The 25,430-nt window shown below is 52.9% G+C and carries 26 protein-coding genes and 1 tRNA gene; 9 read left to right on the top strand and 18 right to left on the bottom strand.

The window, feature by feature from the left end; genetic code table 11:
• Nucleotides 1-99: 99 nt before the first annotated feature.
• Nucleotides 100-175 (bottom strand) — tRNA-Gly (locus CX651_RS06705).
• 206 nt (nucleotides 176-381) lie between these two features.
• Entirely contained in the window at nucleotides 382-927 is a 546-nt protein-coding gene (gene orn, locus CX651_RS06700; RefSeq protein WP_025009371.1) for an oligoribonuclease, read from the bottom strand.
• Nucleotides 928-1,039: 112 nt separating this feature from the next.
• On the opposite strand from orn, the gene rsgA reads away from it, so the two are divergent.
• From rsgA to CX651_RS06675, 5 genes are all read left to right on the top strand, one after another.
• Nucleotides 1,040-2,104, top strand: a complete 1,065-nt coding sequence (gene rsgA, locus CX651_RS06695) for a small ribosomal subunit biogenesis GTPase RsgA (protein ID WP_101054961.1) — start codon at nucleotides 1,040-1,042, stop codon at nucleotides 2,102-2,104.
• 31 nt (nucleotides 2,105-2,135) lie between these two features.
• On the top strand, nucleotides 2,136-2,999 hold the full coding sequence (gene asd / locus CX651_RS06690) for an archaetidylserine decarboxylase (protein ID WP_101054959.1): 864 nt from the start codon (nucleotides 2,136-2,138) through the stop codon (nucleotides 2,997-2,999).
• Between the two features lie 2 nt (nucleotides 3,000-3,001).
• The gene (locus tag CX651_RS06685) at nucleotides 3,002-3,892 is read left to right on the top strand and encodes a DMT family transporter (RefSeq protein WP_373296806.1); all 891 of its coding nucleotides are present in this window, start codon (nucleotides 3,002-3,004) and stop codon (nucleotides 3,890-3,892) included.
• A gap of 75 nt (nucleotides 3,893-3,967) precedes the next feature.
• Nucleotides 3,968-7,171 carry a mechanosensitive ion channel domain-containing protein gene (locus CX651_RS06680; RefSeq protein WP_101054955.1) on the top strand — a complete coding sequence of 1,068 codons (3,204 nt, stop codon included), beginning with the start codon at nucleotides 3,968-3,970 and terminating at the stop codon, nucleotides 7,169-7,171.
• A 6-nt stretch (nucleotides 7,172-7,177) separates the two neighbouring features.
• On the top strand, nucleotides 7,178-7,897 hold the full coding sequence (locus CX651_RS06675) for a glycerophosphodiester phosphodiesterase (RefSeq protein WP_101054953.1): 720 nt from the start codon (nucleotides 7,178-7,180) through the stop codon (nucleotides 7,895-7,897).
• A 36-nt stretch (nucleotides 7,898-7,933) separates the two neighbouring features.
• On the opposite strand, the gene CX651_RS06670 is transcribed toward CX651_RS06675, so the two are convergent.
• On the bottom strand, nucleotides 7,934-8,266 hold the full coding sequence (locus tag CX651_RS06670) for a DUF3392 domain-containing protein (RefSeq protein ID WP_100143104.1): 333 nt from the start codon (nucleotides 8,264-8,266) through the stop codon (nucleotides 7,934-7,936).
• Nucleotides 8,267-8,314: 48 nt separating this feature from the next.
• Between CX651_RS06670 and CX651_RS06665 the strand changes: the two genes are divergently transcribed.
• Both CX651_RS06665 and CX651_RS06660 read left to right on the top strand, forming a co-directional pair.
• The gene (locus CX651_RS06665; RefSeq protein WP_101054951.1) at nucleotides 8,315-9,241 is read left to right on the top strand and encodes a D-2-hydroxyacid dehydrogenase; all 927 of its coding nucleotides are present in this window, start codon (nucleotides 8,315-8,317) and stop codon (nucleotides 9,239-9,241) included.
• A 291-nt stretch (nucleotides 9,242-9,532) separates the two neighbouring features.
• A complete protein-coding gene (locus CX651_RS06660) occupies nucleotides 9,533-9,724 on the top strand; it encodes a bacterioferritin-associated ferredoxin (RefSeq protein ID WP_025009364.1) in 192 nt (63 codons plus the stop codon).
• Between the two features lie 92 nt (nucleotides 9,725-9,816).
• Here CX651_RS06660 and parC read toward each other — a convergent pair whose 3' ends face one another.
• The 7 genes from parC to nudF are packed head-to-tail and all read right to left on the bottom strand — an operon-like array spanning nucleotide 9,817 to nucleotide 17,754.
• On the bottom strand, nucleotides 9,817-12,084 hold the full coding sequence (gene parC / locus CX651_RS06655) for a DNA topoisomerase IV subunit A (protein ID WP_101054949.1): 2,268 nt from the start codon (nucleotides 12,082-12,084) through the stop codon (nucleotides 9,817-9,819).
• Nucleotides 12,084-13,259 (bottom strand): PQQ-dependent sugar dehydrogenase, encoded by a 1,176-nt coding sequence (locus CX651_RS06650; protein WP_101054969.1) that lies wholly within the window; start codon nucleotides 13,257-13,259, stop codon nucleotides 12,084-12,086. Before CX651_RS06650 ends, parC begins: the two co-directional genes overlap by 1 nt.
• 47 nt (nucleotides 13,260-13,306) lie before the next feature.
• Nucleotides 13,307-15,193: a DNA topoisomerase IV subunit B gene (gene parE, locus CX651_RS06645; protein WP_101054947.1), complete on the bottom strand. Its 1,887-nt coding sequence runs from the start codon at nucleotides 15,191-15,193 to the stop codon at nucleotides 13,307-13,309.
• Nucleotides 15,194-15,246: 53 nt separating this feature from the next.
• Complete coding sequence (locus CX651_RS06640; protein ID WP_101054945.1) at nucleotides 15,247-15,822, bottom strand: YqiA/YcfP family alpha/beta fold hydrolase; 576 nt, start codon at nucleotides 15,820-15,822, stop codon at nucleotides 15,247-15,249.
• 35 nt (nucleotides 15,823-15,857) lie between these two features.
• Nucleotides 15,858-16,697 carry a 3',5'-cyclic-AMP phosphodiesterase gene (gene cpdA / locus CX651_RS06635; RefSeq protein WP_101054943.1) on the bottom strand — a complete coding sequence of 280 codons (840 nt, stop codon included), beginning with the start codon at nucleotides 16,695-16,697 and terminating at the stop codon, nucleotides 15,858-15,860.
• A 15-nt stretch (nucleotides 16,698-16,712) separates the two neighbouring features.
• Entirely contained in the window at nucleotides 16,713-17,147 is a 435-nt protein-coding gene (locus tag CX651_RS06630; protein WP_101054941.1) for a DUF1249 domain-containing protein, read from the bottom strand.
• On the bottom strand, nucleotides 17,131-17,754 hold the full coding sequence (nudF, locus tag CX651_RS06625) for an ADP-ribose diphosphatase (RefSeq protein ID WP_101054939.1): 624 nt from the start codon (nucleotides 17,752-17,754) through the stop codon (nucleotides 17,131-17,133). Before nudF ends, CX651_RS06630 begins: the two co-directional genes overlap by 17 nt.
• Before the next feature lie 236 nt (nucleotides 17,755-17,990).
• On the opposite strand from nudF, the gene tolC reads away from it, so the two are divergent.
• Nucleotides 17,991-19,307 (top strand): outer membrane channel protein TolC, encoded by a 1,317-nt coding sequence (gene tolC, locus CX651_RS06620; protein ID WP_101054937.1) that lies wholly within the window; start codon nucleotides 17,991-17,993, stop codon nucleotides 19,305-19,307.
• Between the two features lie 70 nt (nucleotides 19,308-19,377).
• Here tolC and CX651_RS06615 read toward each other — a convergent pair whose 3' ends face one another.
• Genes CX651_RS06615 through CX651_RS06605 form a run of 3 tightly spaced genes read right to left on the bottom strand, consistent with a single transcriptional unit; the run spans nucleotide 19,378 to nucleotide 21,567 of the window.
• Nucleotides 19,378-20,115: a TIGR04219 family outer membrane beta-barrel protein gene (locus CX651_RS06615; protein ID WP_101054935.1), complete on the bottom strand. Its 738-nt coding sequence runs from the start codon at nucleotides 20,113-20,115 to the stop codon at nucleotides 19,378-19,380.
• Between the two features lie 3 nt (nucleotides 20,116-20,118).
• Nucleotides 20,119-21,090, bottom strand: a complete 972-nt coding sequence (locus CX651_RS06610; protein WP_101054933.1) for a DUF2333 family protein — start codon at nucleotides 21,088-21,090, stop codon at nucleotides 20,119-20,121.
• A gap of 12 nt (nucleotides 21,091-21,102) precedes the next feature.
• Nucleotides 21,103-21,567 (bottom strand): copper chaperone PCu(A)C, encoded by a 465-nt coding sequence (locus CX651_RS06605; RefSeq protein WP_165564466.1) that lies wholly within the window; start codon nucleotides 21,565-21,567, stop codon nucleotides 21,103-21,105.
• A gap of 52 nt (nucleotides 21,568-21,619) precedes the next feature.
• Between CX651_RS06605 and CX651_RS06600 the strand changes: the two genes are divergently transcribed.
• The gene (locus CX651_RS06600) at nucleotides 21,620-22,360 is read left to right on the top strand and encodes an enoyl-CoA hydratase (RefSeq protein WP_101054931.1); all 741 of its coding nucleotides are present in this window, start codon (nucleotides 21,620-21,622) and stop codon (nucleotides 22,358-22,360) included.
• A gap of 62 nt (nucleotides 22,361-22,422) precedes the next feature.
• Here the strand turns inward: CX651_RS06600 and CX651_RS06595 are convergent, their stop codons facing one another.
• The 5 genes from CX651_RS06595 to CX651_RS06575 all read right to left on the bottom strand — a co-directional run bounded on the left by CX651_RS06595 (nucleotide 22,423) and on the right by CX651_RS06575 (nucleotide 25,419).
• The gene (locus CX651_RS06595; RefSeq protein ID WP_129585965.1) at nucleotides 22,423-22,797 is read right to left on the bottom strand and encodes a hypothetical protein; all 375 of its coding nucleotides are present in this window, start codon (nucleotides 22,795-22,797) and stop codon (nucleotides 22,423-22,425) included.
• Complete coding sequence (locus CX651_RS06590; RefSeq protein WP_025009353.1) at nucleotides 22,794-22,988, bottom strand: PspC domain-containing protein; 195 nt, start codon at nucleotides 22,986-22,988, stop codon at nucleotides 22,794-22,796. The genes CX651_RS06595 and CX651_RS06590 overlap by 4 nt, the downstream gene beginning before the upstream one ends.
• A 127-nt stretch (nucleotides 22,989-23,115) precedes the next feature.
• On the bottom strand, nucleotides 23,116-23,415 hold the full coding sequence (locus CX651_RS06585; RefSeq protein ID WP_101054929.1) for a hypothetical protein: 300 nt from the start codon (nucleotides 23,413-23,415) through the stop codon (nucleotides 23,116-23,118).
• 242 nt (nucleotides 23,416-23,657) lie between these two features.
• Nucleotides 23,658-24,641 carry a tRNA dihydrouridine(20/20a) synthase DusA gene (gene dusA, locus CX651_RS06580; RefSeq protein ID WP_101054927.1) on the bottom strand — a complete coding sequence of 328 codons (984 nt, stop codon included), beginning with the start codon at nucleotides 24,639-24,641 and terminating at the stop codon, nucleotides 23,658-23,660.
• Nucleotides 24,642-24,774: 133 nt separating this feature from the next.
• Nucleotides 24,775-25,419, bottom strand: a complete 645-nt coding sequence (locus CX651_RS06575) for a response regulator transcription factor (RefSeq protein ID WP_101054925.1) — start codon at nucleotides 25,417-25,419, stop codon at nucleotides 24,775-24,777.
• Nucleotides 25,420-25,430: the final 11 nt, after the last annotated feature.

The raw sequence follows: 25,430 nt of genomic DNA, 5'->3' as shown, positions 1-25,430 counted from the left end.
CCGATGACCTGTACCTTGGCAAGGTACCGCTCTACCAACTGAGCTAATGTCGCATTGCAATAATGCATCCACATTTAAAGACAGTGGGTGTCTGGAATTTGGAGCGACATATCGGGTTCGAACCGATGACCTGTACCTTGGCAAGGTACCGCTCTACCAACTGAGCTAATGTCGCATCACTTATCAGCTTCATCATCTAAATTGACAATCAACAAAGGTACCGACCTTCTGTTTTATCAACTGAGCTAATGTCGCATCAAACTGTAAACTCTTACCACTTTACCTATTCACACTGGTTACCGCCAGCGGAAAGGTGAGGCCGCATTATATGGAAATTTCCATCTGCTGCAACCCCCTGAAACAGATTTATCGTCCGATCGCTCAAATTTTAAATACTCGCTCACGATAGAACTTCAGCTCGGCGATCGACTCTTGAATATCCATCAACGCTTGGTGAGTATTTTGCTTTTTGAAATCCTTCATGATTTCCGGCTGCCAACGCTTGGTCAGTTCCTTAACCGTACTGACATCGATATTGCGGTAGTGGAAGTAATCTTCCAGCTCACGCATATACTTGTTCAGAAAGCGTCTGTCCTGGCCAACACTGTTGCCACACATGGGAGACACACCTTTAGGCACGTACTGGCTCAAAAAAGCTATGGTCTCGGCTATGGCGTCAGCCTCTGTGTGTTTGGAGGCCTTTACCCGCTCAATTAGTCCGGAAGCGCCGTGATGCTGTTGATTCCAATCATCCATGGCAGCCAACACTTCGTCACTCTGATGAATTGCTATCACAGGCCCTTCGCCGATAATGTTAAGCTCTTTGTCTGTAACCAAGGTGGCTATTTCCAATACCCTATCGGTTTCAGGCTCCAGCCCGGACATCTCGAGATCGATCCAAATCAGGTTATTTGCATCCGCAACCATAGCTCAGCCCACCGTTCCAGTTCGCCTAAATTCAGGCTTTTTTATTTAAGAGCGTGTATCATACTGCTTTTTGCCAAGACACAAAATCACCTTATACCGCGAAGAGCTGCCTGTGAGTAAAAAGAAACCATTGAGCCATGGCCAACTGCGCCGTATGAAAGCCAATCATCAGAAGCGTCTGCAACGTGGGAAAAACGCTGCTGAGGCTGCTCCTGAAATACAAGATAGCTCACTCGGCCCCGAGCTGGAGGCCACGGTTATTTCCCGTTTCGGCCAGCATGCCGATATTGAAACCCATGATGGCCAACTGGTTCGTTGTAATCTTCGCCGCACCATAGGCAGCTTGGTTACCGGCGATAAAGTGGTGGTACGTCTGGCGACCGATCCGCAAACTACCGTCGCCGGTGTGGTTGAAGCCGTCCACCCGCGTAGCTCGTCACTGACTCGGCCCGACCTCTATGATGGCGTTAAAGTCATTGCCGCCAATATAGATCAAATTTTTATAGTTTCATCTGTGCTGCCCAGCTTTACCACCCAGATTATTGACCGCTATCTGGTGGCGGCTGAAGACACAGAAATCCCGCCGGTGATCATTCTCAACAAGGTCGACTTGCTGGACGAGACTCAGGCCATTGAAGTGGAAACCGCCCTTGCCCGGTACCGCGCCATTGGCTACCCGGTCTATAAAGTCAGCAGTAAAACCGCTGAAGGGATAGAGCAACTGAAAACCCTGTTGCAAGGCAAAACCAGTGTATTCGCCGGGCAATCCGGGGTAGGTAAATCATCTCTTATCAATGCCCTGCTACCACAGGCGCAGTTACAAACCGGAGAAGTCTCGGAAAACTCAGGCCTAGGTCAGCACACCACCACCACGGCCAAACTGCTTCACCTGCCCAGCGGCGGCGATCTGATTGACTCACCCGGGGTTCGCGAATTTGCCCTCTGGCACTTACCTGCCGACCGTGTCGGCTGGTGCTTCGTGGAGTTCCGGGATTTTCTCGGCGGCTGTAAATTCCGCGACTGCAAACATCTGGACGATCCCGGCTGTGCATTGCGTAAAGCGGTAGAGGAAGGCAAAATTGCCGAAGACAGATTCAACAATTATCACAGAATTATCTCCAGTCTGGATGAACAGCGTCACGCCCGCCACTTCCGCGCCGGCATGGACGACATTTAAGCTGGCAAAGCCCATTTGAAGGAAGCAAAAATTGGATAAAGTGAAGATTGCACTGCAGTACATGCTGCCCAAACACCTGTTGTCCCGCCTGGTCGGGAAACTGGCAGCGGCCGAAGCCGGCAAGCTGACCACCTGGGCTATTCGCTGGTTTATCAAACAGTACAAGATAGATATGTCAGAAGCGGCCCAAAGCGAGCCTGAAGCTTACAAGAGCTTCAACGCTTTTTTCACCCGCGCCCTTAAAGACGGCGCACGCCCTCTGTATCAGGACTCAGAATATATAGTGCACCCGGTCGATGGCGCCGTGAGTCAGTGTGGTCCCATTGAAGACGGCCGTATTTTTCAGGCCAAAGGCCACCACTATTCGGCTCTGACCCTGCTGGGGAATCAAGCCAAAGACGCCGAACGCTTCGAAGATGGTGACTTTGCTACCATTTATTTGGCGCCCAAGGACTATCACAGAATCCATATGCCCATCAAAGGCACGCTGTCGAAAATGACTTATGTGCCCGGCGAACTCTTCTCGGTTAACCCGTTGACCGCCCGCAATGTACCTGGACTGTTTGCCCGTAACGAGCGAGTGGTCGCCATATTCGAAACCGAGATTGGCCCCCTGGCCATGGTATTGGTCGGCGCAACCATAGTGGCCAGCATAGAAACCGTTTGGGCCGGTACTGTCACGCCGCCGACAGGCAAACGCGTGTTTACCTGGGAATACCCCACCACAGGGCCGGATGCCATCACATTGGAGAAAGGTGCCGAGATGGGCCGCTTCAAATTGGGCAGCACTGTAGTCATGCTGTTTGCCAAGGACGCCCTGGATGAATTTGCCGATGGTGTTGAGCCAGGTGCCGTAACCCGTATGGGTGCACCTTTTGCCAAAATAGAGGACTGAACTTGTCTGCCAAGGGGCAAGCACGTACAGGCCTGACAGAACTGCATCTGGCGGTACTCCTGTTCGGGGGGACCGCCCTGTTCTCCCGGCTTATTCCCTTGAGCGCCCTCAATATCACTCTGCTGCGCTGCGTTATCGCCGCCATCGTTCTGGCGCTGCTGGTTAAACTCAGCCGTCAGCGCCTGCGCTTGCTGCGCGGCAAAGATTACCTTATTGCCCTGTTACTTGGGGTGATTGTCAGCCTCCATTGGGTGACCTACTTTGCGGCGATGCAACTCTCCTCTGTCGCCATCGGCATGATAGCCTTTTTCACCTATCCCGTGATGACAGTGCTGGTCGAACCCTGGTTTACCGGCAGTCGCTTGCACCTCAGAGATCTTGTCAGCGGTTTGGCAGTACTGCTGGGGGTGATTCTGCTGATCCCCGAGCCGTCATTGGGCAACGACGTTACCCTTGGGATCCTGGTTGGGATTATTTCCGCCATCTTGTTCACCGCCCGCAACCTGTTGCACAAACGCTACTTCACCGCCTACAGCGGCCAGCAGGCGATGTTTTACCAAACTGCGGTGGCCGTGCTGGTGTTGGCCCCCTGGCACAGTCTTGATGCCGGAGACATCAGCAACCAAACCTGGGGATTGCTGCTGCTTTTGGGAGTCGTCTTTACCGCGGCGCCCCATGCCTTGTTTACTTCGGCACTCAGATACTTGAGCGCCAAAACTGTCGGTTTAGTCTCCTGCTTACAACCCTTCTATGGCGCCATGCTCGCCTGGTTGCTACTGGATGAATCGCTGATGCTAACAACCGCTATCGGTGGCACTCTGGTGGTAGCTACCGCCTTGTTTGAAACATCACAGAGTCACAAATCACAAGCCCCGAAAAAGAACCTTGGCTGACATATCAAAACCCGCTTAACTTAGCTAAGATGAGCTGTCGATTAACTCTTTGAATTTAACTCTTTGAATTTAACTATGGTTCGAGCCTGCCTTCTGCTGTTTTGTCTTTTTATCGCCTCCGCCCAAGCCAACTCGCCACTGGGGTTGGATAAACGTCTGGGTCTTAACCAACAAAACACTGAAACCCTGTCGCAGGAGCAACAACTGGCGCAGCTGGAAAAGAGCATTCAGCAGCTTGCCGACACCAACCGCAGTTATCAGGAACTGCAACTTAATTTCGAAAGCCGGCGCCAACATCTTTATGATCTGCTGCAGGAAGCCGCCGCACCACTTAAGCCCGAACGCCATCAGGATCTGGATCAGCAGGCCTCCATGGCCTACCTGCGCCTTTCCGAACTGAAAGAGAGTGAAACCAGCCTAAGCCAGGCCAACAGCGCCATGCTCAAACGCCACAGCGAATTACCTGCTGAAATAGTCAAAATCAGACAGGCGCTGCTGCAACAGCAAAAGGCCCAGGCAGTGGCCACTGACAATGCCGCCAAAGCGCTGCAACAGGCGCAGCTGTTATTGCTGGAGCAACAGCTCACCACGCTGGAAAGCGAACTGGCAATCAGCCAACAAAAGCGCGAACTGCATCAGTTACAACTGCAACTGGTACGCAAGCAGTTGCAGCAACAAGAGCTGCTTATCGAACAGCTTAACCGCGCCATTACCGATGCCAGGCAGCAGCAGGTCAATGCCACACTGGCCGAAACCCTCAATGCCGAAGCTAATGGCCGCGATCGCCTGACCACAGAGCTGAGTCTGGCCAACCAGAGATATGGCCAGCAATTGCAGCAATTGACTGAGCAAACCGCGCAGACCATAGCCCTACAGGAACAGGCAGAGAAGCAGGATCAGTCCCACAGCAAGCAACTGGACAACATCAAGGAGCAAATAAGCTGGGTCAAGATGAACCCGGTTTTCGGTGAGCGCTTTTTGCAAATACTGCAGTCACTGCCAAAGCCCCCCAACCAAGAGCACCTGCAGACCCAGATAGCCGATGCCAGACTCAATCGCTATCAGATTGAGCAGCAGTTTGCCGCCAATGAGCAACTGCTAACGACCCAGGCCTACAGCAATGAATCTCAGTTGCGGCTGCTTGAATCACAACAGGCTTTGCTGAATCAACTATTGAAAGGCTATGACACTTATCTCAGTGAACTGGCCAAGCTCAAGAGCAAGTATGAGCTGCTCACCGACAGTTATCAGCGGCTCAAATCCACCCTCAATGAACACCTGTTCTGGGTACCCAATGCCTACAGCATCAGCAAGCTGTGGTTGACGGATCTGCAACGCTCCAGTCTCTGGCTCTGGCAACAAACCGACCTACCGGAAATAAAGCAGGGGCTGACCGAACTGAGTCCATACTGGTCCTGGTGGATCATCCTGGCGGTGTTGTGTCTGGTAGCACAGGATATTCTCACCCCCAGATTCAAGACCATGATGCGCGAATGTGAGGCGCCGGTCGGCAAGGTGACCCAGGATAAGTTCATCTACACCATCCAAGCGCTGCTAATCAGCGCCGGTTACAGCTTGTTCAAACCCTTTCCCATAGTGGCTGCTGGCTTGATTATGCTGCAGTCCGACAGTAACCTCATTCAAGCCATAGGTATGGGCGTGCTGGCTATAGGCAGCCTGTATCAGCTCTATCGCTTCATCTATCTGCTGGCACTGGACAAAGGCCTGCTTATAGGCCATTTCAAACGGCCACAAGAGGTGATCCGCGAGGGCCAGCAGCGTTTTCGCCGCTTTGTTATCATGACCATGCCCTTGGTGGGCGTCATGGGCTTTACCGAAATTCTCGACTCTTCTCTGGTGCGCAACAGCATAGGCCGTGGCGCCTTTATTCTGTTCTGTATCATGCTGTTTATGCTCTATCGAGACGTACTGACTCTGTCCCGTCGCTATCGTGAAAGCCATCTGGACGACAAGAATAAGCGTCTGCTGCAAAAGCTATTGTGGCTACTGCTGTTGCTGGTGCCCCCCCTGAGTGCCGTGTTGGCATTCAGAGGCTACTACTTCACCGCCTTCCAGATGCTGCTGCAGCTGCAGCTTTCTTTACTGCTGGGACTCGGCTTTCTGTTGCTGTACCAGTTGCTGAAACGCTGGATGTTGATTGAAAGGCGCCGCATCGCCTTCGATCGCGCCAAGGCCCGCCGGGCCGAGCGTCTGGCGCAGCGGGAAAAAGGTGATACCTCATCAAGCAACAACGATCATCAGGACACCTATGAAGAGCCGGTAGTCGATTTGGAAACCATGTCCAGCCAATCACTGGGGTTGGTGAGATCCCTGCTGCTGCTGGCGTTTCTTGCCTGTTTGGTCGGCCTGTGGACCCAAACCCACACCGCCCTATTCAGCTTCCTCGATGGCATTACTCTTTGGACGACAACAACTACCGGGGTAGGCGGAGTCGAGCAGCCACTGCCTATCACCATGAAATCACTGGTATTTGGTGCCATTGTGGTCGGTTTTTCCATGATGATAGCCACCAACCTGCCCGGCTTGTTGGAGCTGACGATACTGCAAAAACTGGATCTCTCCCCGGGAACCGGCTTTGCCATCACCACAGTGACCCGTTACCTGGTGGTCTTTATCGGTATCGTCATCGGCTTCGCCACCCTGGGGATGGAGTGGTCCAAGCTGCAATGGTTGATTGCAGCGCTGACTCTGGGTCTGGGTTTTGGTCTGCAGGAGATTTTCGCCAACTTTATCTCGGGCCTTATCATACTGTTTGAAAAGCCGGTGCGTATCGGCGATACCGTCACTATTCGCGAGCTCACAGGCACGGTTTCCAAGATCAAAATCCGCGCGACCACCATCATAGATTGGGACAGAAAAGAAATTATCATCCCCAACAAGGCCTTTATCACAGAGCAGTTAATTAACTGGTCGCTGTCAGATCCCATTACCCGGGTGATCATCTATGTTTCGGTCGCCAGGGATTCAGATCCAGCCCGGGTGGAGGCCGCGCTCTACCAAGCAGTGAAAGAGTGTGAAAACGCGCTGGAAACCCCTGAGCCGGAAGTCTGGTTTGCCGGTTTCGGCAAGCACACTCAGGACTATGAAGTCAGGGCTTATGCCAAAGATATGTCTTCCCGCTGGCCGCTGCGCCACGATCTGCACAAGCGGATCAGCAAGAAGCTCAAGGAGAACCAGCTGGAGCTGGCTTATCCTCAGCTCGAAGTGCATATCAGCAACACGCACAACAAAGACACCAGCGGTATTATCAGAGGTTAATCGCAGATGTTGATTTTCGCGCACCGTGGCGCCAGTGGTTATGCGCCGGAAAACACCCTTAAGGCGATGGCGCTGGCACTAGAGCTTGGATGTGAGGCAGTTGAGCTGGATGTACATCATGCCGATGGTGAGCTCTGGGTGTTTCATGACCGCCGCCTGAGCCCCAAGAGCAACGGCAAAGGGCTGCTCGCGCAGCAAAGCAGCAGCTATCTACGGCAGCTTAGGGTCGAGGGAGAACCTATCCCTACCCTGCGCCAGGTACTTGAGCTTATCGAGGGGCGCATGACGGTCAACATAGAGCTCAAGGGAGTGGGTTGCGTCGAGCCTTTCATCCAGCAATACCCGCAGCTACTGCAACTCGGCTACCAGCCAGAGCAGCTGCTGGTGTCTTCATTCAATCATCTCTGGCTCAAACAGGTAAAACAGCAGTTGCCCGACGTACCGGTAGCGCCACTGCTCGAGGGGATAGCGCTCAACCAAGCCGCCGTGGTCAGTGAGCTCAAAGCCTGGTCACTGCATCTGGATATCAGCTTTATCAACCGTGAACTGGTAGCCGATGCTCATCAGCGCGGCGCCAAAGTGTATGTCTATACCGTAGATGATGCCGATGATATCAGGGCGCTGGCAGCGCTGGGGGTAGATGGTATTTTTGCCAACTATCCAGACAAAGCCGCCGCCGCATTGACTCAGGAGTCACAAACTGACTACCGCCACTGGTTTGAGTGAATGATCATTCGTTTGAATGCTCTCTGATTAGCGTGTTCAACTCTGGTTATTGCGCTGGGCCCAGCCGCCGACAAAGATAAAAGTGGCGCTGACCAAGAGTAAAGTCCACAGCGCCGGTAGGTGCGCCAACTGCCTGGCGAGCCAGGGGCTAAGAGCCACTATCAGCATGCCGTAACCAAAGGCGTTGACCAAAATAAAGATCAGCGTGCGCAGTACAAAGTTGCGTGCCCCGAGCTTACGGCGCAGAAAACGGTTGAAGTCGGCACCGAACACCAAAATGACGCAGGCAACCATGGCGGTAGCTATCTCATTGAGCCAGGGATAGAGCTGACTGCCCAGCTGGGTCAGCAGTTGCGTAACTGAATCCATTAAAATATAAAATCCATAAAAATAACGAAAACAACAAGGACTGATACTATGGCATACAAGCTGCTGTTACTCACCCGGGAAAATGCTGAATATCGACAGTTGTTGTCAGAAAAATCACTTCCTGGCCTTACTATCCTGGGCGATGACCCGGCCAATATCGCCAGTGCCGATATCTGGCTGGCTGAACCGGCTCTGGCCCAACCGCTGCTGAGTCACGGCAAGAGTCTCAGTTGGCTACAATCAACTTTCGCCGGTGTCGATAAACTGCTTGGCGCTAAAACTAGGAAAGACTACCTGCTGACCAATGTGAAGGGTATCTTCGGCCCCTTGATGAGTGAATATGTGTTTGGTTATCTGCTCGCCGAAGTTCGCCAACATACGCTGTATCATCACCAGCAACAGGAGAAATACTGGCACCCAGGTCCCCTGGCCACCCTGCAGGGGATGAAGATGCTGATCCTGGGCACGGGTTCCATCGGCGAGCACCTGGCCACCAGCGCCAAGCACTTCAAAATGCAGGTCTGGGGCATGAACCGCAGCCAAAGGGCCGTCGCGGGCTTTGATTGCATCATCAGCCCGGCCCAGCTCGATGAGCTTTTGCCCCAGGCCGATGTGGTCGTCAACACTCTGCCGAGCACTCAGGAGAGCCGAGGCTTGCTGAGCCAAGAGAAGCTGGCACAACTCAAAGACAGCGCGATACTGTTCAATATAGGCCGCGGCGACGCCCTAGATCTCGATGCCCTGGTGGTCGAACTCGGCCGCAGAAACCGGCTCAAAGCCGTGTTGGATGTGTTTGCCCAGGAGCCGCTGTCACCGCTGCACCCCATCTGGGATTGCCCCAATGCGGTAATCACTCCCCATATTTCGGCGCCCAGCTTCCCGTCTCAGGTGGTCGATATCTTCGCCCGCAACTATCACCACTATCTCAATGCCGAATCACTGGAGAATCTGGTGTACTTCGACCGCGGTTACTAATCCTTCCTCTAGCGCGCCCACTCCTCCGGGCGCGGTGCTATTTGCTAACTAAAGACCTAAGGAAGTTCTTGCAAAGGACTAGAGTCATTTGCAAGAACCACGCCTTGGATCCAAGCCCGTAAGCCGACGCAGAGCACACATGAGACTTGTTCGCACCATCCCTAATAACCAACTCAAGGGTGATCTACTCTAAAATATATCCAAGCGTTATTAGTATTGATAACAGTTTTCATTTAGAATTGCGTATTGAAAAATAACGTCCACTTACCAGCAGTAACCGGAGCCCGATAAATGTACGTTTGTCTGTGTCATGCAATTACGGATACCCAGATAAAGCAGGCAGTCAGCCAGGGAGATGTTAGCCTCAGCGAGGTGAAAAAACGCCTCGGGGTGGGTGATCAATGCGGTAAGTGTGTACGGATGGCGACGCAAATCATCCAAAACCAGCTGGATCTTGAGCCCAATTATTACGAAGTCGCCTGATATATCAGGTAAAAAACAAAAGCCGCATCATGATGCGGCTTTTGTGATTTTTGGGCCGGATTACTTTTGAGCCGGACTACTTTTGGGCCGGGCTACAGCGCCGGCTCCTCCACACTGACTTCGACACTGTCGACCCTTTGCAGCCCTCTTGGCAGCTTGGCGCCACGACGGCCACGCTCACCACGATAATGCTCCAGATCGCTGCTCTTTAGTGTCAGCTTACGCTTACCGGCCCAGAGGGTGACATTGGCGCCTTCCGGCACCAGGTAAAGGTGAGTCACCAACTCTTCACGGTTTTTCGCCCGCTCCGATGGGATGCCGATAATCTTATTGCCCTTGCCCTTGGCCAACTGCGGCAGCGCCTCCATGGAGAACATCAGCATCCGCCCTTCATTGGTAATGGCCAGAATCGAACTGGGTCTGGACTTGTCCAGTTTACGTGGCGTTAAAGCCTTGGCATTGGCCGGCAGCGTCAGCAAAGCCTTACCCGCCTTGTTGCGCGACACCATGTCCTTAAAGGCGCAGATAAAGCCGTAACCGGCATCACTCGCCAGCAGGAAGCAGTTATCATCATCCCCGAGCAATACGTGCTCCATGCTCTCCCCTGGGGCCAGATTGAATCTGGTGGTAATAGGTTCCCCTTGGCTACGGGCCGAAGGCAGAGTATGGGTATCCGTGGCGAAGGCGCGCCCGGCGCTGTCAATAAACACAGATTGCTGATTGCTGCGGCCGGCCGCGGCGCAGAGGAAACTGTCACCAGCCTTGTAGGACAACCCGGCGGCGTCTATATCATGGCCCTTGGCACAGCGCACCCAACCCTTTTCAGACAACACCACAGTCACGGGCTCGGTTGGCACCAACTCCTGCTCCGACAACGCTCTGGATTCGCTTCTCACCACCAGTGGCGAGCGGCGGTCATCACCATAGGTTTCCGCATCTGCCTGCAGTTCTTTCTTGATCAAGGTCTTCAAGCGGCGTTCCGAACTGAGCAGCAGTTGCAGCTTTTCCCGCTCGGCTTCGAGCTCATCCTGCTCACCACGGATCTTCATCTCTTCCAGCTTGGCCAGATGGCGCAGCTTGAGCTCCAGAATCGCTTCGGCTTGCTTGTCTGTCAGCCCAAAGCGGCGCATCAGTTCGGCCTTGGGTTCATCGTGAAAGCGGATGATCTCTATCACTTCATCGATATTGAGGAAGGCGATCATCAAGGCTTCAAGAATATGCAACCTGGCCAGGACTTTATCCAGACGGAATTCCAGACGGCGGCGCACAGTATGAATTCGAAACTCCAGCCACTCACTCAAGAGTTGCTTGAGCCCCTTGACCTGAGGCCTGCCATCGAGGCCGAGCACATTGAGGTTGACCCTGTAACTCTTCTCCAGATCTGTAGTGGCAAACAGGTGCGCCATCATCTGTTCGATATCGACCCGGTTGGATCTCGGCACTATCACCAAGCGCACCGGACTTTCATGGTCCGATTCATCGCGCAAGTCTGTCACCATGGGCAGCTTCTTGGCCTGCATCTGCGCCGCCAACTGCTCGAGGATCTTGCTGGAGCTGGCCTGGTGCGGCAAAGCCGTTATCACCACTTCACCGTTTTCCACTGTGTAAACCGCACGGGCCTTGATTGAGCCGCGGCCCGATTCATAGACCTTGGCGATTTCGGCGCGCGGGGTAATGATCTCGGCAGCTGTCGGATAATCAGGCCCGGGCACGAATTCCATCAGCCGCGGCAAATCGGCCTTGGGATTATCCAGCAGCTCGATACAGGCGCTGGCCAACTCGCGGGCATTATGGGGCGGAATATCCGTGGCCATACCCACTGCGATACCGGTAATACCGTTGAGCAAAATATGCGGCAGTCTGGCCGGCAGCACCAAGGGCTCTTTCAGGGTGCCATCGAAGTTGACTCCCCAGTCCACTGTTCCTTGACCTAGCTCGCTGAGCAGTACCTCGGAAAACTTGGATAGCCTGGCTTCGGTATAACGCATGGCCGCAAACGACTTGGGATCGTCCGGAGCCCCCCAGTTACCCTGACCATCCACCAAGGGATAGCGATAGGTAAAGGGCTGCGCCATCAGTACCATGGCTTCGTAACAGGCGCTGTCACCGTGCGGGTGATACTTACCCAGCACGTCACCCACGGTACGGGCCGACTTCTTGTATTTGGCCGCCGCCGATAATCCCAGCTCGCTCATGGCGTAAACAATTCGCCGTTGCACCGGCTTGAGGCCATCGCCAATATGAGGCAAGGCCCGATCCATGATCACATACATGGAATAGTTGAGATATGCCTCTTCAGTGAAGCGCCTGAGCGGCATCTGCTCCACGCCATCCAGGCTCAAGGCTATCGCATCACTCATTATTCATTTTCCTGTTCAGGTTTCGGCGCATAGTCCGACTCAGATTCAGCATCTTCTGCACCAGTGTCTTTGTAGTACAGGCGGTAGATGTTTCCCTTCAGATCATCCGAAATATAGACGGCGCCATCCGGGGCCATCGCCAGTGAATGGGGCCTGGCCACCGGAAACTCACCATCGAGAAAACTCACCAGGGTGCGGCGATTGCTCACCTTGCGGCCATCAGTTTCCAACACCACTATCTGGTATCCCACCTTACTGGAACGGTTCCAGGAGCCGTTCTCTGCCAATAAAATCTGGTTGTGATATTCGGCGGGAAACTGGCTTCCCCGATAAAACAGCATCCCCATAGGAGACACATGCGCCGGCAGTTCATAGACTGGCTTGGTAATATTCAGGCTCTTGGGCTCTTCATAGGCAGGTTCCTGCACATCTTTGCCATGCACATAAGGGAAACCATAATGCGCCCCGGCAACATCGACCCGGTTGATTTCATCCGGTGGCAGATTATCCCCCATCCAGTCGCGGCTCATATCGGCAAACCAAAGACGGCTATCCAGTGGCGACCAGTCAAAACCTATGACATTACGTATTCCGAGCGCTATCTGCTGACTACTGCCGGAGTTCACATCCACGGCAATGATGCTGCCAAAAGGAGCGCTGGGCTCACACACATTGCAGGGAGCGCTGATAGCAATATAGAGCCTGCCATCCGGACCAAAGCGCATGGCTCTGGCACTCTTTCTGCCGTTGCCCGGAAGTTGATCATACACTTCCCGTGCCCGCGGAGGACGTCTGAGCCTGGGCTCTATATCCTGGTACACCACGACTCTGTCTTCCAAAGCGACATAGAGATCGCCCTTATGGAAGGCCAGCGCCTCCGGGTAATCCAGGCCCTTGGCTATCAGGTAACGCTTATCGACCCGGCCATCACTGTTACTGTCGACCAAAGCGTGAATCGTGCCGCTCTTGTGAGAACCAACAAACAGGGTACCTTCATCTCCTACTGCCATCTGCTTGGCATCGCCAACATCTGTGGCATAGAGAGAAACACCAAAGCCTTTGGTCACGGTAATGATCATCGACTGAGATGCATTGGCCGCCGCACTCAGCAACGCCGCTCCCAGCAGGAGCAAGCCTCCGCCGGTCGCGATACCGACTCTGTTATTCAGGTTCATCATATCCTTGCCTTTAAGTTTTATAGTTATTGGCACATCAAGGGCGATTACAGCTGAGCAAGGTCTCCCTTGGTTTCCAGCCACGACTTGCGATCACCTGAGCGCTTCTTGGCCAGCAACATGTCCATCAATGCCACAGTCTCATCGACATCGTCTATGGTCAGTTGCACCAATCTACGGGTGTTGGGATCCATGGTCGTTTCCCTCAGTTGCAGTGGATTCATCTCACCCAGACCTTTAAAGCGGGTGACCTGCACTTTACCTTTCTTGTTGTCTGCGGCAATCCTGTCCAGAATGCCTTGCTTTTCAGGCTCATCCAAAGCGTAAAACACTTCTTTGCCGATATCGATACGGAACAGTGGCGGCATGGCGATATACACATGCCCCTTTTCAACCAAGGTGCGATAGTGCTTTAGAAACAGCGCGCACAGCAAGGTTGCTATGTGCAAACCATCCGAGTCGGCATCGGCGAGAATACAGATCTTGCCGTATCTGAGTTCGGAAATATCGTCGCTGTCGGGATCGCAGCCTATGGCCACTGAAATATCGTGCACTTCCTGGGAGGCCAACACCTGGCTCGCTTCCACTTCCCAGGTGTTGAGGATCTTACCCCGAAGCGGCATGATCGCCTGAAATTCTCTGTCTCTGGCCTGTTTGGCACTGCCACCGGCCGAGTCCCCTTCCACCAGAAATAATTCGGAACGCGCCGGGTCCTGACCGGTACAGTCGGTCAGTTTGCCGGGCAGCGCCGGGCCGGAAGTGACCTTCTTGCGAGCAACTTTCTTCGCCGCCCTGAGACGCTTCTGGGCGTTATTGATGCACATCTCGGCCAGCAGTTCGGCCTGATCTGTGTTGCTGTTGAGCCAGAGGCTGAAGGCATCACGCACCACACCCGACACAAATGCCGAACACTGGCGGCTGGAGAGTTTCTCCTTGGTCTGGCCGGCAAATTGCGGATCTTGCATCTTCACCGACAGAATAAAACTGGCCTTGTCCCAGATATCTTCCGGACTGAGCTTAATCCCCCTTGGGATCAAGTTGCGAAACTCACAGAACTCACGCATCGACTCGAGCAGTCCCTGACGGAAACCGTTCACATGGGTACCACCAAGCGGCGTTGGGATTAGGTTAACATAACTTTCGCTGATACTGTCGCCGCCCTCAGGCAACCAGGTAATGGCCCAGTCGGCGGCTTCCAGATTGGTTTTAATACTGCCGACAAAAGGCTCTTGTGGCAGAGCCGGAGCCTCTTTAAGGGAGTCTTTCAGATAGTCGGTCAGGCCCTCTTCATAAAACCATTCATGGACCTCACCGTTTTGTTTGTTGGCGAAACGAATTCTGAGCCCGGGGCAAAGTACCGCCTTGGCCCGCAGCAGATAAGTCAACTTGGTAACCGAAAAGTTCGGTGAGTCAAAATAGCTGGGATCCGGCCAAAACTGTACCCGGGTGCCGGTATTTCGGCGCCCACAAGTACCAGTTTCCCTGAGACTCTCAACCTTATCGCCATGCTCGAAAGCCATTTCATAGACTTTGGCATCACGGCGAACCGTGATTTCAACTCTTCGAGATAGGGCGTTGACCACAGAGATCCCTACCCCGTGCAAACCACCGGAAAATTGATAATTTTTGTTGGAAAACTTACCACCGGCATGCAGCTTGGTCAGGATAAGTTCGACCCCGGGGATCCCCTCCTCCGGGTGAATATCCACCGGCATACCACGGCCATCGTCAGTGACTTCAAGGGAGTTGTCTGTATGCAACACCACATCGATTCGAGTTGCAAACCCGGCCAAGGCCTCATCGACACTGTTATCTATGACTTCCTGACCCATATGGTTGGGCCGAGTGGTATCGGTATACATGCCGGGACGACGTTTTACCGGATCCAGTCCGTTCAGTACTTCAATGGCATCGGAGGTGTATTGATTGGTCATAGCGCACACTGTCTTTTATGTTCAGGCCATGGTGGGCCGCGAGGATCTGATTGTCAAGATAAGTGTAAAAAACGGCAGATTGAGCCCAGCTTGTCGCCGTAACCCACAAAACTATGGTTTCCACCGCTTTCCAGCAGCATCTCACAGCAGTGATATTTGCCCAGAGCCTGGCGATAATCCAGTACCTCATCGGCAGTCTGTAATAATACAAAAAAACGATCCGGATTGAGAATGACCGGCGTATCAAATTCAATCAGCTGTAGTTGATGTTGCGGCAATAATTGGTAGTGCTCATCGGTATAGGGGTTGTACTGTGCCCCCAAATAATCACCAAAGAGCTCAAAGGGGCGCACCGCCGGGTTAATAAGTACCGCCTTGCCGCCATATTGCTCTACCAACCAAGAAGCAAAATACCCGCCGAGGGATGAACCGATAAACGCCAGTGGCTCGCCCCTGGCCTTGGCCGCTTCAGTCAACTGAATCAGCAACTCCATCGCCGCCTTGGGCGAAGTGGGTAGTTGTGGCTGCTCCAGTCGCACACCGGGAAAGTGTTGTTCAATATAGGTACGGGTAAGCACAGCCTTGTCAGACAAGGGAGAACTGTTGAAACCGTGAATATAGAGCAGCATAGTTCCTCACAAGGGGCCACTGCTCCAAAGCAAACTCAGTAGCCGCTGGCCTCAGCATCCGGTGCGAAACGCTCGCCCGGGATCCGATAAACATTGGTGAGCATGCTACCATCGGGCTTGAGCTCCAGCAAACGGTAGCCTGGCTGCAGTGCATCCAGCGCAAAGTAGGAAGACAAGGGTTTGAATTGAATACAAGTCGATGGTGTCGCCATCAAAGAAAGCTTGTGACCTTCCCCCTGATATTCAGTATCCAATTGCTGATGAACATGACCCCAGAGCATCCCCTTTATCTGAGGGTAACGCCCCATTTCTTTGAGGAACTGGGCGCCGTTGTCCATGCAATGTTGATCCAACCAGGTGCAGTCCACCAATACTGGGTTATGGTGCATCACCAACAGCACGTGCTTGTCAGGTTCGGCGGCTATGGCACTGCGGATGATCTCAAGTTCGCTTTCGGCCATATGACCACCCGGTTTTCCCCGCACTGTGGAGTCGAGCAAGATAATCTGCCAATTCCCGGCCAACACCCGCCTGTGGCCATAGACACGCTCACCCTGCATATGCAGATACATGATCCTGGGGTCATCATGGTTGCCAGGCAAATAATGGCAAGGCAAATTCAGCGGTTTGATGGCTTCAACAAAGTTGCGGTAAGACTCACCGGAATAATCCTGACTGATGTCACCACTGGCCAGCAGCATGTCGGCGGGATACTTGACGGCCTGGATAGTATTGATAACGGCGTTGAGACTGTTGGCGGTATTGACGCCAAGAAGCTGTCCTTCAGGTTCGGCAAACAGGTGAGGATCTGTGATCTGCACCAAACGAACACTCTTGTCCTCAGGAATACCGTATGTGATTGCCTCTTTCAGCACTTTGATTACCCAATCTCAGGACTGACAAACGAGGCGCGCCTGACAGTCTATTTTCAATAACTCCTCCAGGAAGGCGTTTACCTGGTACTTTTCATCGCGGTGATACATGCGTAAGTTCGGATAATCATACACCGGCCGCAATTGGTAAATCTGTCGGCTGCTTAACACTTCTGCTAATTTAGCATCATGATAAATCCGCACGGTAACTTTGGGGACAGGCACCAATCCGCCCTTCCCCACATGACGGGAAATACTCACCAGCTGGGTATAGCGGGTATTCTCCAGCAGCTCGACATCCAGGCAACCGAAATCACCTTCTACCTGCCAGCTTTCACCCACTTCACCTTGCTCCGGCAACCAGCGTTGAATATGACCGTAGTTGCGACCACACAAAGCTAAAAAGCGGCTGACATCCGGCTGGTATTTCTTGTCACTATCTCTCTTGTTCATCGGCCTGCAGTAAATCTTGATAATTGAGCTGCAACCATTGCAGCCCGAGTACGGTTGAAGCGTTGTCGATTTCGCCACTGAGCACTTTGGCATAAGCATCAACGCGGGAAAGCACATGCAGCCGAATATCTTCATGCTCTTCGGCCAAGCCGTGCAGCCCGTTTGCTTTGGATGAATCTACCTCAGCCCAATAGAAGTAGAAACGCTCACTACAACCTCCGGGGCTGGAAAGATAGCTGCTTACGGCCGAAATTGCACTGGAGTTGAGTCCGGTTTCTTCCAAAAGTTCCCGTTTGGCGACATCCTCGGCCACTTCGCCGGGGGCAATCATACCCGCCACCAACTCCAGCAGCCAAGGGGATTCACTGGTTTCCAATGCAGGGAATCGCACCTGCTCTATCAGCACCACTTTGTCTTCTTGCGGATCGTAGGGCAAAACCACTACGGCGTGACCCCGCTCAAATACCTCGCGACTCACTTCCTCACTCCAGCCCCCGGCAAACAGCCGATGACGGAAACGATATTCCTCCATCCGGAAAAAGCCACGGTATAGCGTGCGCTGCCCCAGCACCTGAACATCCTCTTTGGTGAATTTTTCTACTGCCATTTTCACTCCGCTTTAGCTATAAAAGATGCAATTTCAACCCACCCGGCACCATTTACCAATAAAATCTGTTACACTTCCGAATTGACTTGAAAACGGTTGATTTTTTAGTATCAAAACCATTAAGTTTTGCTGTATCGGGAAGCGTCGGGAAGCGCAAACCGCCTTTATCAAAGGCATTAACAGTCTAACGAAGTTGAAACCGCCCGTCACAGGGTGTTTGTCTATAAGGACAGCCAATGAAATTCAAGATCCGCACTTTATGCGCGGCGTTAACGCTCGCAGTTTCTGCCCCGGCCGTTCAAGCCGACGATTTACTTCAGATATATCAGCAGGCATTAACCAATGATCCAGTGGTGCTCCAGGCCAAGGCCCAAAGAGACCAGTTGTATGAAAAAATTGAAGAAAGTCGTGCGCCTCTGCTGCCGACTATCAGTGCCAATGTTGGTTATGACAAAGCCTGGAACGATCCTTCTGATGACACCAGTGGCCTGACAGGTGCAATCAAGCTTAACCAGGTCATCTATAATCATTCTGCCTGGGTCGGTTTAAGCCTGGCGGAGAAAGCCGCATCACAGGCCGACGCCGTCTATGCTTCAGCTCTGCAAACACTGATCACCCGGGTAACAACCGCTTACTTTGACGTGTTGGCCGCCAAGGATAATTACGAGTTCAAAGGCGCCGAGAAGCGTGCCATTGAGCGGCAGTTGGAGCAAACCAAACAGCGCTTTGCTGTTGGTCTAACAGCCATTACCGATGTCCATGAAGCACAGGCTCAGTATGACCTGGCGACCGCAGCCGAAATCCTGGCCGAGAACGAGTTGATCAACAGCTATGAAGCCCTGCGTGAAATCACCGGCATAGATCACAAGAGCATCGACATTCTGGATACAGACCGTTTCTCTGCGGCCAGCCCAACTCCAGCCATGCCAAACGATTGGCTTAAAATGGCCGAGACCAACAGTGTCGATCTGCTGACCCAGCGTATCGGTAAAGATATCGCCCAGGAAACCATCAGCCTCTATAAAGCCGGCCATATGCCGTCTCTGAGCCTGAATGCCGGTTATACCAAGGGCCTGGAGCAAGAAATCGGCAGTCAGAATCAACCTGACTTCGATAACGGTACCGTAGGCGTTAACCTGAGCGTGCCTATCTTTGAAGGTTTCAAAGTCAGCTCTCAGGTGAAACAAGCGCAATATGCCTATGTTGAAGCCAGCCAGAGATTGGAGCAGACCTACCGCCAGGTAGTCAAAAATGTTCGCAACAACTTCAACAACGTTGGCGCTTCTATCAGCTCCATCAAGGCCTATGAGCAGTCAGTGCTCTCTTCCGAGAGTGCATTGAAAGCCACTCAAGCCGGTTTTGAAGTGGGTACCCGTACCATAGTTGACGTGCTGAACCGTACCCGGGATCTGTATGATTCCAAACGCCAGCTGTCCAACGCCCGATACGGCTATATCAAGTCGATATTGGCACTGAAGCAGGCCACAGGTACTCTGAATGAAGATGATGTCATCTCCATCAACAACGGCCTGACAACTCCTGCACAGCAATAAGCTGGAGCTTAACCAATAAAAAACCGCCAGCTGGCGGTTTTTTATTGGGACTTATCAACGGATAACGGAATTAGAACACCAGTTCCACACCGGCAAAGAAGCCGTCAAACTGCATATTGCTGCTCATGCCATTGAAACCGTTTACGTCAAATTTAAAGTCGCGATAGCCGGCACGCACCCGGGTATCCAGCGCCACACCATCAAACTCCCAGCCCAGACCTACTTGGTAGTCATAAACACTGGACTCATTGATACCGGCTAACACATCGGCAAAGGCGTACAGGCCGAAGAATGGCAGACCAACTTCAGCATTGGCATAACCCATAACCACACCGCTGTCGATATCACGCTCTTCAGGATGCCCCTTGTCAGCCACCCGGAAAGAACCATCCATCAACTTGTAGGCACCACCTACATCGAGAGCAACCAGGTCATTGTCCAGTAATTCATAATAGAGGATAAAGTCTGTGTTGCTCAGGTCGGCCGTAGCATACACATCACCGCTGAAGGTGTGGCCATTGAAGTTGAAGTTGGCATTGCTCATAGCGCCATCTTCTTTCAGGCGGTTTTCGCGGATCTTCAGGTTGGGCAGCAGTGGCACAGGGTGCTCAACGCTGAACCAAAGGCTGTACTGGGCGGAAGAGTCATAGTTGAACTCCTGCTGCGGCTGGCCTTTCTCGGCGAAAGTACCGCTGGCATCTCCTTTCCAGTAATCGGCGCCTACCTTAAAGCCTACGACTGTTGCTGCCTGGGCGGAAGTCGCCATCAAAGAAGCCAGCAAGGCTGTCGCCAATAAAGTCTTTTTCATAAATTAACCCTGTGAAAGCAAGTTGGTTAAATCAATCACCGCGGCATTGGCGCGGGACACATAGTTGGCCATCACCAAAGAATGGTTGGCCACCAAACCGAATCCGGAACCGTTGAGGATCATTGGGCTCCAGACTGTTTGCTGAGTCGCTTCCAGTTCACGGATGATCTGTTTGAGACTCACTTCGGCATTCTTTTTCTTCAGTACGTCAGCAAAATCGACCTCTACCGCCTTCATGAAATTCAGCAAGGCCCAGGCAGAGCCTCTGGATTCATAGAAGACATCGTCTATTTGCCACCAGCTGGTCTTTATCTGCTGACTCGCCAGGTTGGGGGTCGACTGACGGGCGGCACTGTCGCCGGCCAGATCGGTATTCAGCCTCTCCTGACCAACACTGGCGGCCAGACGCTGCGACATGCTGCCCAAACGCTTCTGCACCTCTTTCAACCATTCATTGAGGTTGTCGGCGCGGGCATAAAACTGGGCATCCGGGTTATTGGGATCCATCATCCGCGCCCGGTAAACCTTCAATAGCTTGATAGCATCGCGATACTCGCTCTCAGCACTGGGCACCAGCCAACTGGTGTGCTCGATATTCAGCTTGGAGTGCGCTTCCAGCAGATCTTTGTCGGCGGTGGACTGCGACTGGGAGCGGCTGAACTCTTTGCGCATGATCAAGGCGAGATCCCGCACCTGTTCCAAGGCGCCGAATTCAAACGCCGGCATGTTGTCCATCATCACAGAAGGCGGCATCATGTCGTTGGACAACCAGCCTCCTTGCTTATCCAGCAAGGTCTCCATGGTATTGATCAGCGCGCTGGTGGTGGCATAACCTGTTATCTTTTCGCCCTTTTCCGATGTCATCACCTCAGGGGTCAATACATCGGGTTCAATACTCCACCAAACACTGATGCCGTATGCGATAACGAACACTATGGCCGCAGCACCGACACCTTTTTTCCATGTCATTTGCATCCCGGGTTCTCCTTAATGATGGTGATGATGCTCTTGCGCTGCAGGAGCATCATGGGGGGATTTTACTTCGAGTTCAATATTGAGGGTTTCACCATTGGCAAAACCCAGTGTCACAGGCACTTTTTGCCCCAGCTGCAACGGCGCCTTGAGGCCCATGATCATGATGTGATCGCCGCTGCTTTGTAGCGTCAACTGGCCATGCTCAGGCAGCGGGAAAGCCGCCACATGGCGCATTTTAACCAGGCCGTCTTCTTCAATCAGAGTATGCAGCATGGCTTCACGGGCCACAGGGGTACTGGCAGAAACCAGCTCAGTCGCCGGACCATGGTTGCTGAGTGTCAGATACGCCGCCGTATTGGGAACAGAAGCAGGCATGGCCCGGATATATCCTTGTTCGAGCATTATGTTCGAGGCGAAGGCGCTGGCACTGATGCCGGCCAGCAAGATAACTTTAAACAGTTGTTTGAATATCGCCATCTATGTCTTAAACTCCATGTAAAACCCATTTCGTCAGTAAAGGAAACAACGAATGAGCACGATTCAGGTTCAGGATGAGCAGGGTGTACGTATCATACGTTTTAACCGCCCGGATAAACGTAACGCCCTCGATCTCGATATGTATAAGCAGCTTACAGAATACCTGATCCAGGGGGAAGCGGACAACGAGATCCGTGCCTTTCTGCTGACAGGCAGTGAAAACTGCTTTACTTCAGGCAACGATGTAGCGGATTTTCTCAAGCAGCCGGATCTGGGGCCCAACCACCCAGCGGTGCGGTTTCTCTTTTGCCTGCTGGAGCTGAAAAAGCCCTTGGTCGCCGCCGTCAGCGGCGCTGCTGTCGGAATTGGCACCACGCTGCTGCTGCATTGTGACCTGGTCTATGCCGATAACACAGCCCAGTTCCGTTTGCCCTTTATCGACCTGGCACTAGTGCCTGAAGCCGGATCCAGCCTGCTACTGCCTGAGTTGGTCGGTTACCAAAAGGCCTCTGAGCTGCTGTTGCTGGGCGAAAGTTTCGATGCCGAAACGGCGCTGGATCTCAAACTCATCAACCGCATGTTGAGTCCGGTGGAACTCTTACCTTATGCGCTGGAAAAGGCCAAAGCCTTGGCTTCCAAGCCACCTCAGGCGCTGCAACTCACCAGACAACTTATGCGGCCACACAAGAGCCGGGTACAACACCAGATGCATCAGGAGTTGGAACTCTTCGGCCAACGTCTGCAGAGCGATGAAGCCAAAGCGGTTTTCCGCCAGTTTCTCAACAAAGGCTAAATCATCGAGGCTGAATCCAATGTTGCTGCGGCTGGGCTGACACCAAGCCAGTCGCAGCAACACTACTCCTGCCATTGACTGGACTTGCCTATCCCCCATACTGCCAATGCCAAAACCAGCACGGGCCAAATCATTGCAAAGCCGCTGATAAACATCAGTAATGCCGCAGCAACACAAAGTACGCACACCACAGCCAACACACTGAAAGTCATTGCGGCCCACACCAATGCCAGCATCGCGGTTATCAGGGTCAACACCCAACTCCAGTTCTCGGCATCCAGCCATAAAAACGGGCTACCCCAGATCCCCACTGACATAAACTCGCGGCTGAGCAGAGAGACCATAAGGATCAGCGCGCCGACTATGCTCCACACCAGTAACTGAGACAGCAACCTATATCTTCTGTGCTTGTTTCGACTCTTGTTATACATACTCATTTCACCCACTTGGGCCACAGCAGTGCCAGGGCAAAGTAAGCCGTCAATCCGAGCAATGGGTGCATCAGAGTGATGACTGCGGCAACAATGCGGGTCCAGAATACCGACCAGCCAAAACGCTCGGCCATATCGCGGCATAGGCCACAGACGATGGAAGAATTTCCCTTGAGTGTGCGTTCCAAATCAAACATAGCTGACTCCGATTATCTCGTTAACTGTATCTGCCGGGCACCGCAGGCTAACAACGCCATCAGGGTGTAACCAAGCAACGGCAGAAACATCAGTAGTGCCAAGGTGCTATTTATCCACATAGGCACCTCAATCCTTGGCTTGGGTCAGAACACTGGTCTCCACGGGTAACTCGGTGATCTGACTCAGGGTTTCTTGAGTCATCTCGTCGCTCAGTTGGGCCACGCTACGCTCCAGTTCCTGTTGCAGAGAGGCCAGCATTTCGCGCTTGGCACTGAGCAACATGGTCTGAGCCTGCTGACTCAGGTTCTGCTCAACAGCACTGAGGATAGGTTGAGTAGGCAGTACATCGGCCTGGGCTGAAACACTGGCTGAAGCTAAAACAACGCCAAGAAGCAAAGATTGAATAGTCAGGTTGGAAGTTTTCATGCTTGTCATCCCTTTCTGGTTAAGCTGAACGGGTCAGCGGTCAAGATGACTAATTCAAAGGGCGTGCCAACTGGGAAAAGTTTCGATTAAGGATATGATATTAAATGAAATAAAAATAAAAACGGCCAATCATTAACACTGAATGACCGACCGTAACAGCACAAAAATACAGCAATTTCCTATCTGTTGGTAAAAAGCACTATCACCATAGCGATTTTCACCACTCGGGTATTACAGCAAGGTCAAACTCCGCTGTGCATCATTTCACGAGCCTTAAGCAGCACTTCGATACCGGCACCCGGCTTGTGGGCATTCTCGCTCAGATGACGGCGCCAACTGCGAGAACCGGGGATCCCCTGATAAAGGCCAGTCATGTGTCTGCTGATATGATTCAAGCGGCCACCCGACTGCAGATGAGCTTCCACATAGGGCAACATGGCATCCACCACCTGATCGCGACTCATAACCTGGCTATCGAGGCCAAAGATCTTCTGATCCACCTCGGCCAGCAGATAGGGATTTTGGTAGGCTTCTCGCCCCACCATCACCCCGTCCAGCTGGGCCAGATGGGTATGCATATCTTCAAAGCTCTTGATACCACCATTGATGCTGATATGCAGGCCGGGAAAATCCTGCTTCAATTGATACACCCGGGGATAATCCAATGGCGGGATCTCACGGTTTTCCTTGGGACTAAGCCCCTGCAACCAGGCCTTGCGGGCATGAATGATGAAAGTATCGCAGCCGGCGGCACTCACCTTGGTAATGAAGTCACCAAGAAATTCGTAGGAATCTTTGTCATCTATGCCGATGCGGGTCTTGACCGTCACCGGAATATCCACCTTCTGGCGCATGGCATCGACGCAATGGGCCACCAGCTCGGGCTCTTCCATCAAACAAGCACCAAAGCGGCCGTTCTGTACTCTATCCGAAGGGCATCCCACATTGAGGTTAACTTCGTCATACCCCCTTTGCCGGGCGATTTCGGCGCAGCGGGCCAGATCCTCAACATTGGAGCCACCCAGTTGCAATGCCAGCGGGTGCTCTTCCTGGTTATAAGCCAGATAATCGCCCTTGCCATGCAGTATCGCACCTGTGGTCACCATCTCAGTGTAGAGCAGCGTCTGACTCGACATCAGCCGGGCAAAGTAACGATAGTGGCGGTCCGTCCAATCGAGCATGGGGGCAATGGAAAAACGGCGGTTGGCATCGATAGGGCTTGGCATTCACAGATCCGGTACGCAAAAAATGGGCCGCTATTTTACCCTCTGCGGCCATAAAACGACAGCCGTAGATAAATCCCGCTCATAAACCCGAATCAAAGGTCATTCTGTTGCCGCCGAAGACTTTGGATCTGAGTTACTCAAACTCTGTCTCTATCCCGGCATAAATCAACAACATTTCAGCCAGCGAGCTCACCTGCATGCCCTTCATCAGGTTGGATCTGTGGATCTCCACTGTGCGCATGGCGATGCAGAGTTCGTCGGCTATCTGCTGGTTCTTATAGCCCTTGGCGATGAGATGCAATATCTCTTTCTCTCTCGGAGTCAGCGCCTGATAGATACCTTGCAGCTTTCGTCGCTTGGCGATTTCGGCAGAGTGATTCAGCGCCTTGGTGACCGCCTCGGCCAGGCGAGCGCCATCGGCGGGTTTTTGAAAAAAGTCCACCGCGCCGGATTTAAGCGCATCCACCGCCAGCGGCACGTCGCCATGACCGGTGAGAAAGATCACCGCCAACGGGCTATTACGCTCGTTGAGCAGCTGCTGCAGCTGCGCCCCACTGAGCCCTGGCATACGCATATCGAGGATCAGGCAGCCGGGCAGATCCAGTAGCTGCGCCTTGAGAAAATGCTCTGCATCTTCAAAGGCCTGCACCTCAAAACCATAGCCTTCCAGCATAAAGCCCAACGAACGCCGCACCGAATCATCGTCATCCACCAGATAGACCGACTGACGCTTGTCATCGGTTGGTGAACTGTTTTGGGCCGCAAATTGTCCCGGCATTTTTCTTTCTC

Source organism: Shewanella chilikensis (assembly GCF_002836945.1).
Taxonomy (GTDB): domain Bacteria; phylum Pseudomonadota; class Gammaproteobacteria; order Enterobacterales; family Shewanellaceae; genus Shewanella; species Shewanella chilikensis.
This window is presented reverse-complemented; position numbering and strand designations above follow the sequence as displayed.

Bases quoted from the DNA above. Each gene is read 5' to 3' on its own strand.
- orn (WP_025009371.1), bottom strand. From the start codon at position 927: ATGGTTGCGGATGCAAATAACCTGATTTGGATCGATCTCGAGATGTCC.
- CX651_RS06680 (WP_101054955.1), top strand. From the start codon at position 3,968: ATGGTTCGAGCCTGCCTTCTGCTGTTTTGTCTTTTTATCGCCTCCGCC.
- CX651_RS06675 (WP_101054953.1), top strand. From the start codon at position 7,178: ATGTTGATTTTCGCGCACCGTGGCGCCAGTGGTTATGCGCCGGAAAAC.
- CX651_RS06670 (WP_100143104.1), bottom strand. From the start codon at position 8,266: ATGGATTCAGTTACGCAACTGCTGACCCAGCTGGGCAGTCAGCTCTAT.
- CX651_RS06665 (WP_101054951.1), top strand. From the start codon at position 8,315: ATGGCATACAAGCTGCTGTTACTCACCCGGGAAAATGCTGAATATCGA.
- CX651_RS06660 (WP_025009364.1), top strand. From the start codon at position 9,533: ATGTACGTTTGTCTGTGTCATGCAATTACGGATACCCAGATAAAGCAG.
- parC (WP_101054949.1), bottom strand. From the start codon at position 12,084: ATGAGTGATGCGATAGCCTTGAGCCTGGATGGCGTGGAGCAGATGCCG.
- CX651_RS06650 (WP_101054969.1), bottom strand. From the start codon at position 13,259: ATGAACCTGAATAACAGAGTCGGTATCGCGACCGGCGGAGGCTTGCTC.
- parE (WP_101054947.1), bottom strand. From the start codon at position 15,193: ATGACCAATCAATACACCTCCGATGCCATTGAAGTACTGAACGGACTG.
- CX651_RS06640 (WP_101054945.1), bottom strand. From the start codon at position 15,822: ATGCTGCTCTATATTCACGGTTTCAACAGTTCTCCCTTGTCTGACAAG.
- CX651_RS06630 (WP_101054941.1), bottom strand. From the start codon at position 17,147: ATGAACAAGAGAGATAGTGACAAGAAATACCAGCCGGATGTCAGCCGC.
- nudF (WP_101054939.1), bottom strand. From the start codon at position 17,754: ATGGCAGTAGAAAAATTCACCAAAGAGGATGTTCAGGTGCTGGGGCAG.
- tolC (WP_101054937.1), top strand. From the start codon at position 17,991: ATGAAATTCAAGATCCGCACTTTATGCGCGGCGTTAACGCTCGCAGTT.
- CX651_RS06615 (WP_101054935.1), bottom strand. From the start codon at position 20,115: ATGAAAAAGACTTTATTGGCGACAGCCTTGCTGGCTTCTTTGATGGCG.
- CX651_RS06610 (WP_101054933.1), bottom strand. From the start codon at position 21,090: ATGCAAATGACATGGAAAAAAGGTGTCGGTGCTGCGGCCATAGTGTTC.
- CX651_RS06605 (WP_165564466.1), bottom strand. From the start codon at position 21,567: ATGGCGATATTCAAACAACTGTTTAAAGTTATCTTGCTGGCCGGCATC.
- CX651_RS06600 (WP_101054931.1), top strand. From the start codon at position 21,620: ATGAGCACGATTCAGGTTCAGGATGAGCAGGGTGTACGTATCATACGT.
- CX651_RS06595 (WP_129585965.1), bottom strand. From the start codon at position 22,797: ATGAGTATGTATAACAAGAGTCGAAACAAGCACAGAAGATATAGGTTG.
- CX651_RS06590 (WP_025009353.1), bottom strand. From the start codon at position 22,988: ATGTTTGATTTGGAACGCACACTCAAGGGAAATTCTTCCATCGTCTGT.
- CX651_RS06585 (WP_101054929.1), bottom strand. From the start codon at position 23,415: ATGAAAACTTCCAACCTGACTATTCAATCTTTGCTTCTTGGCGTTGTT.
- dusA (WP_101054927.1), bottom strand. From the start codon at position 24,641: ATGCCAAGCCCTATCGATGCCAACCGCCGTTTTTCCATTGCCCCCATG.
- CX651_RS06575 (WP_101054925.1), bottom strand. From the start codon at position 25,419: ATGCCGGGACAATTTGCGGCCCAAAACAGTTCACCAACCGATGACAAG.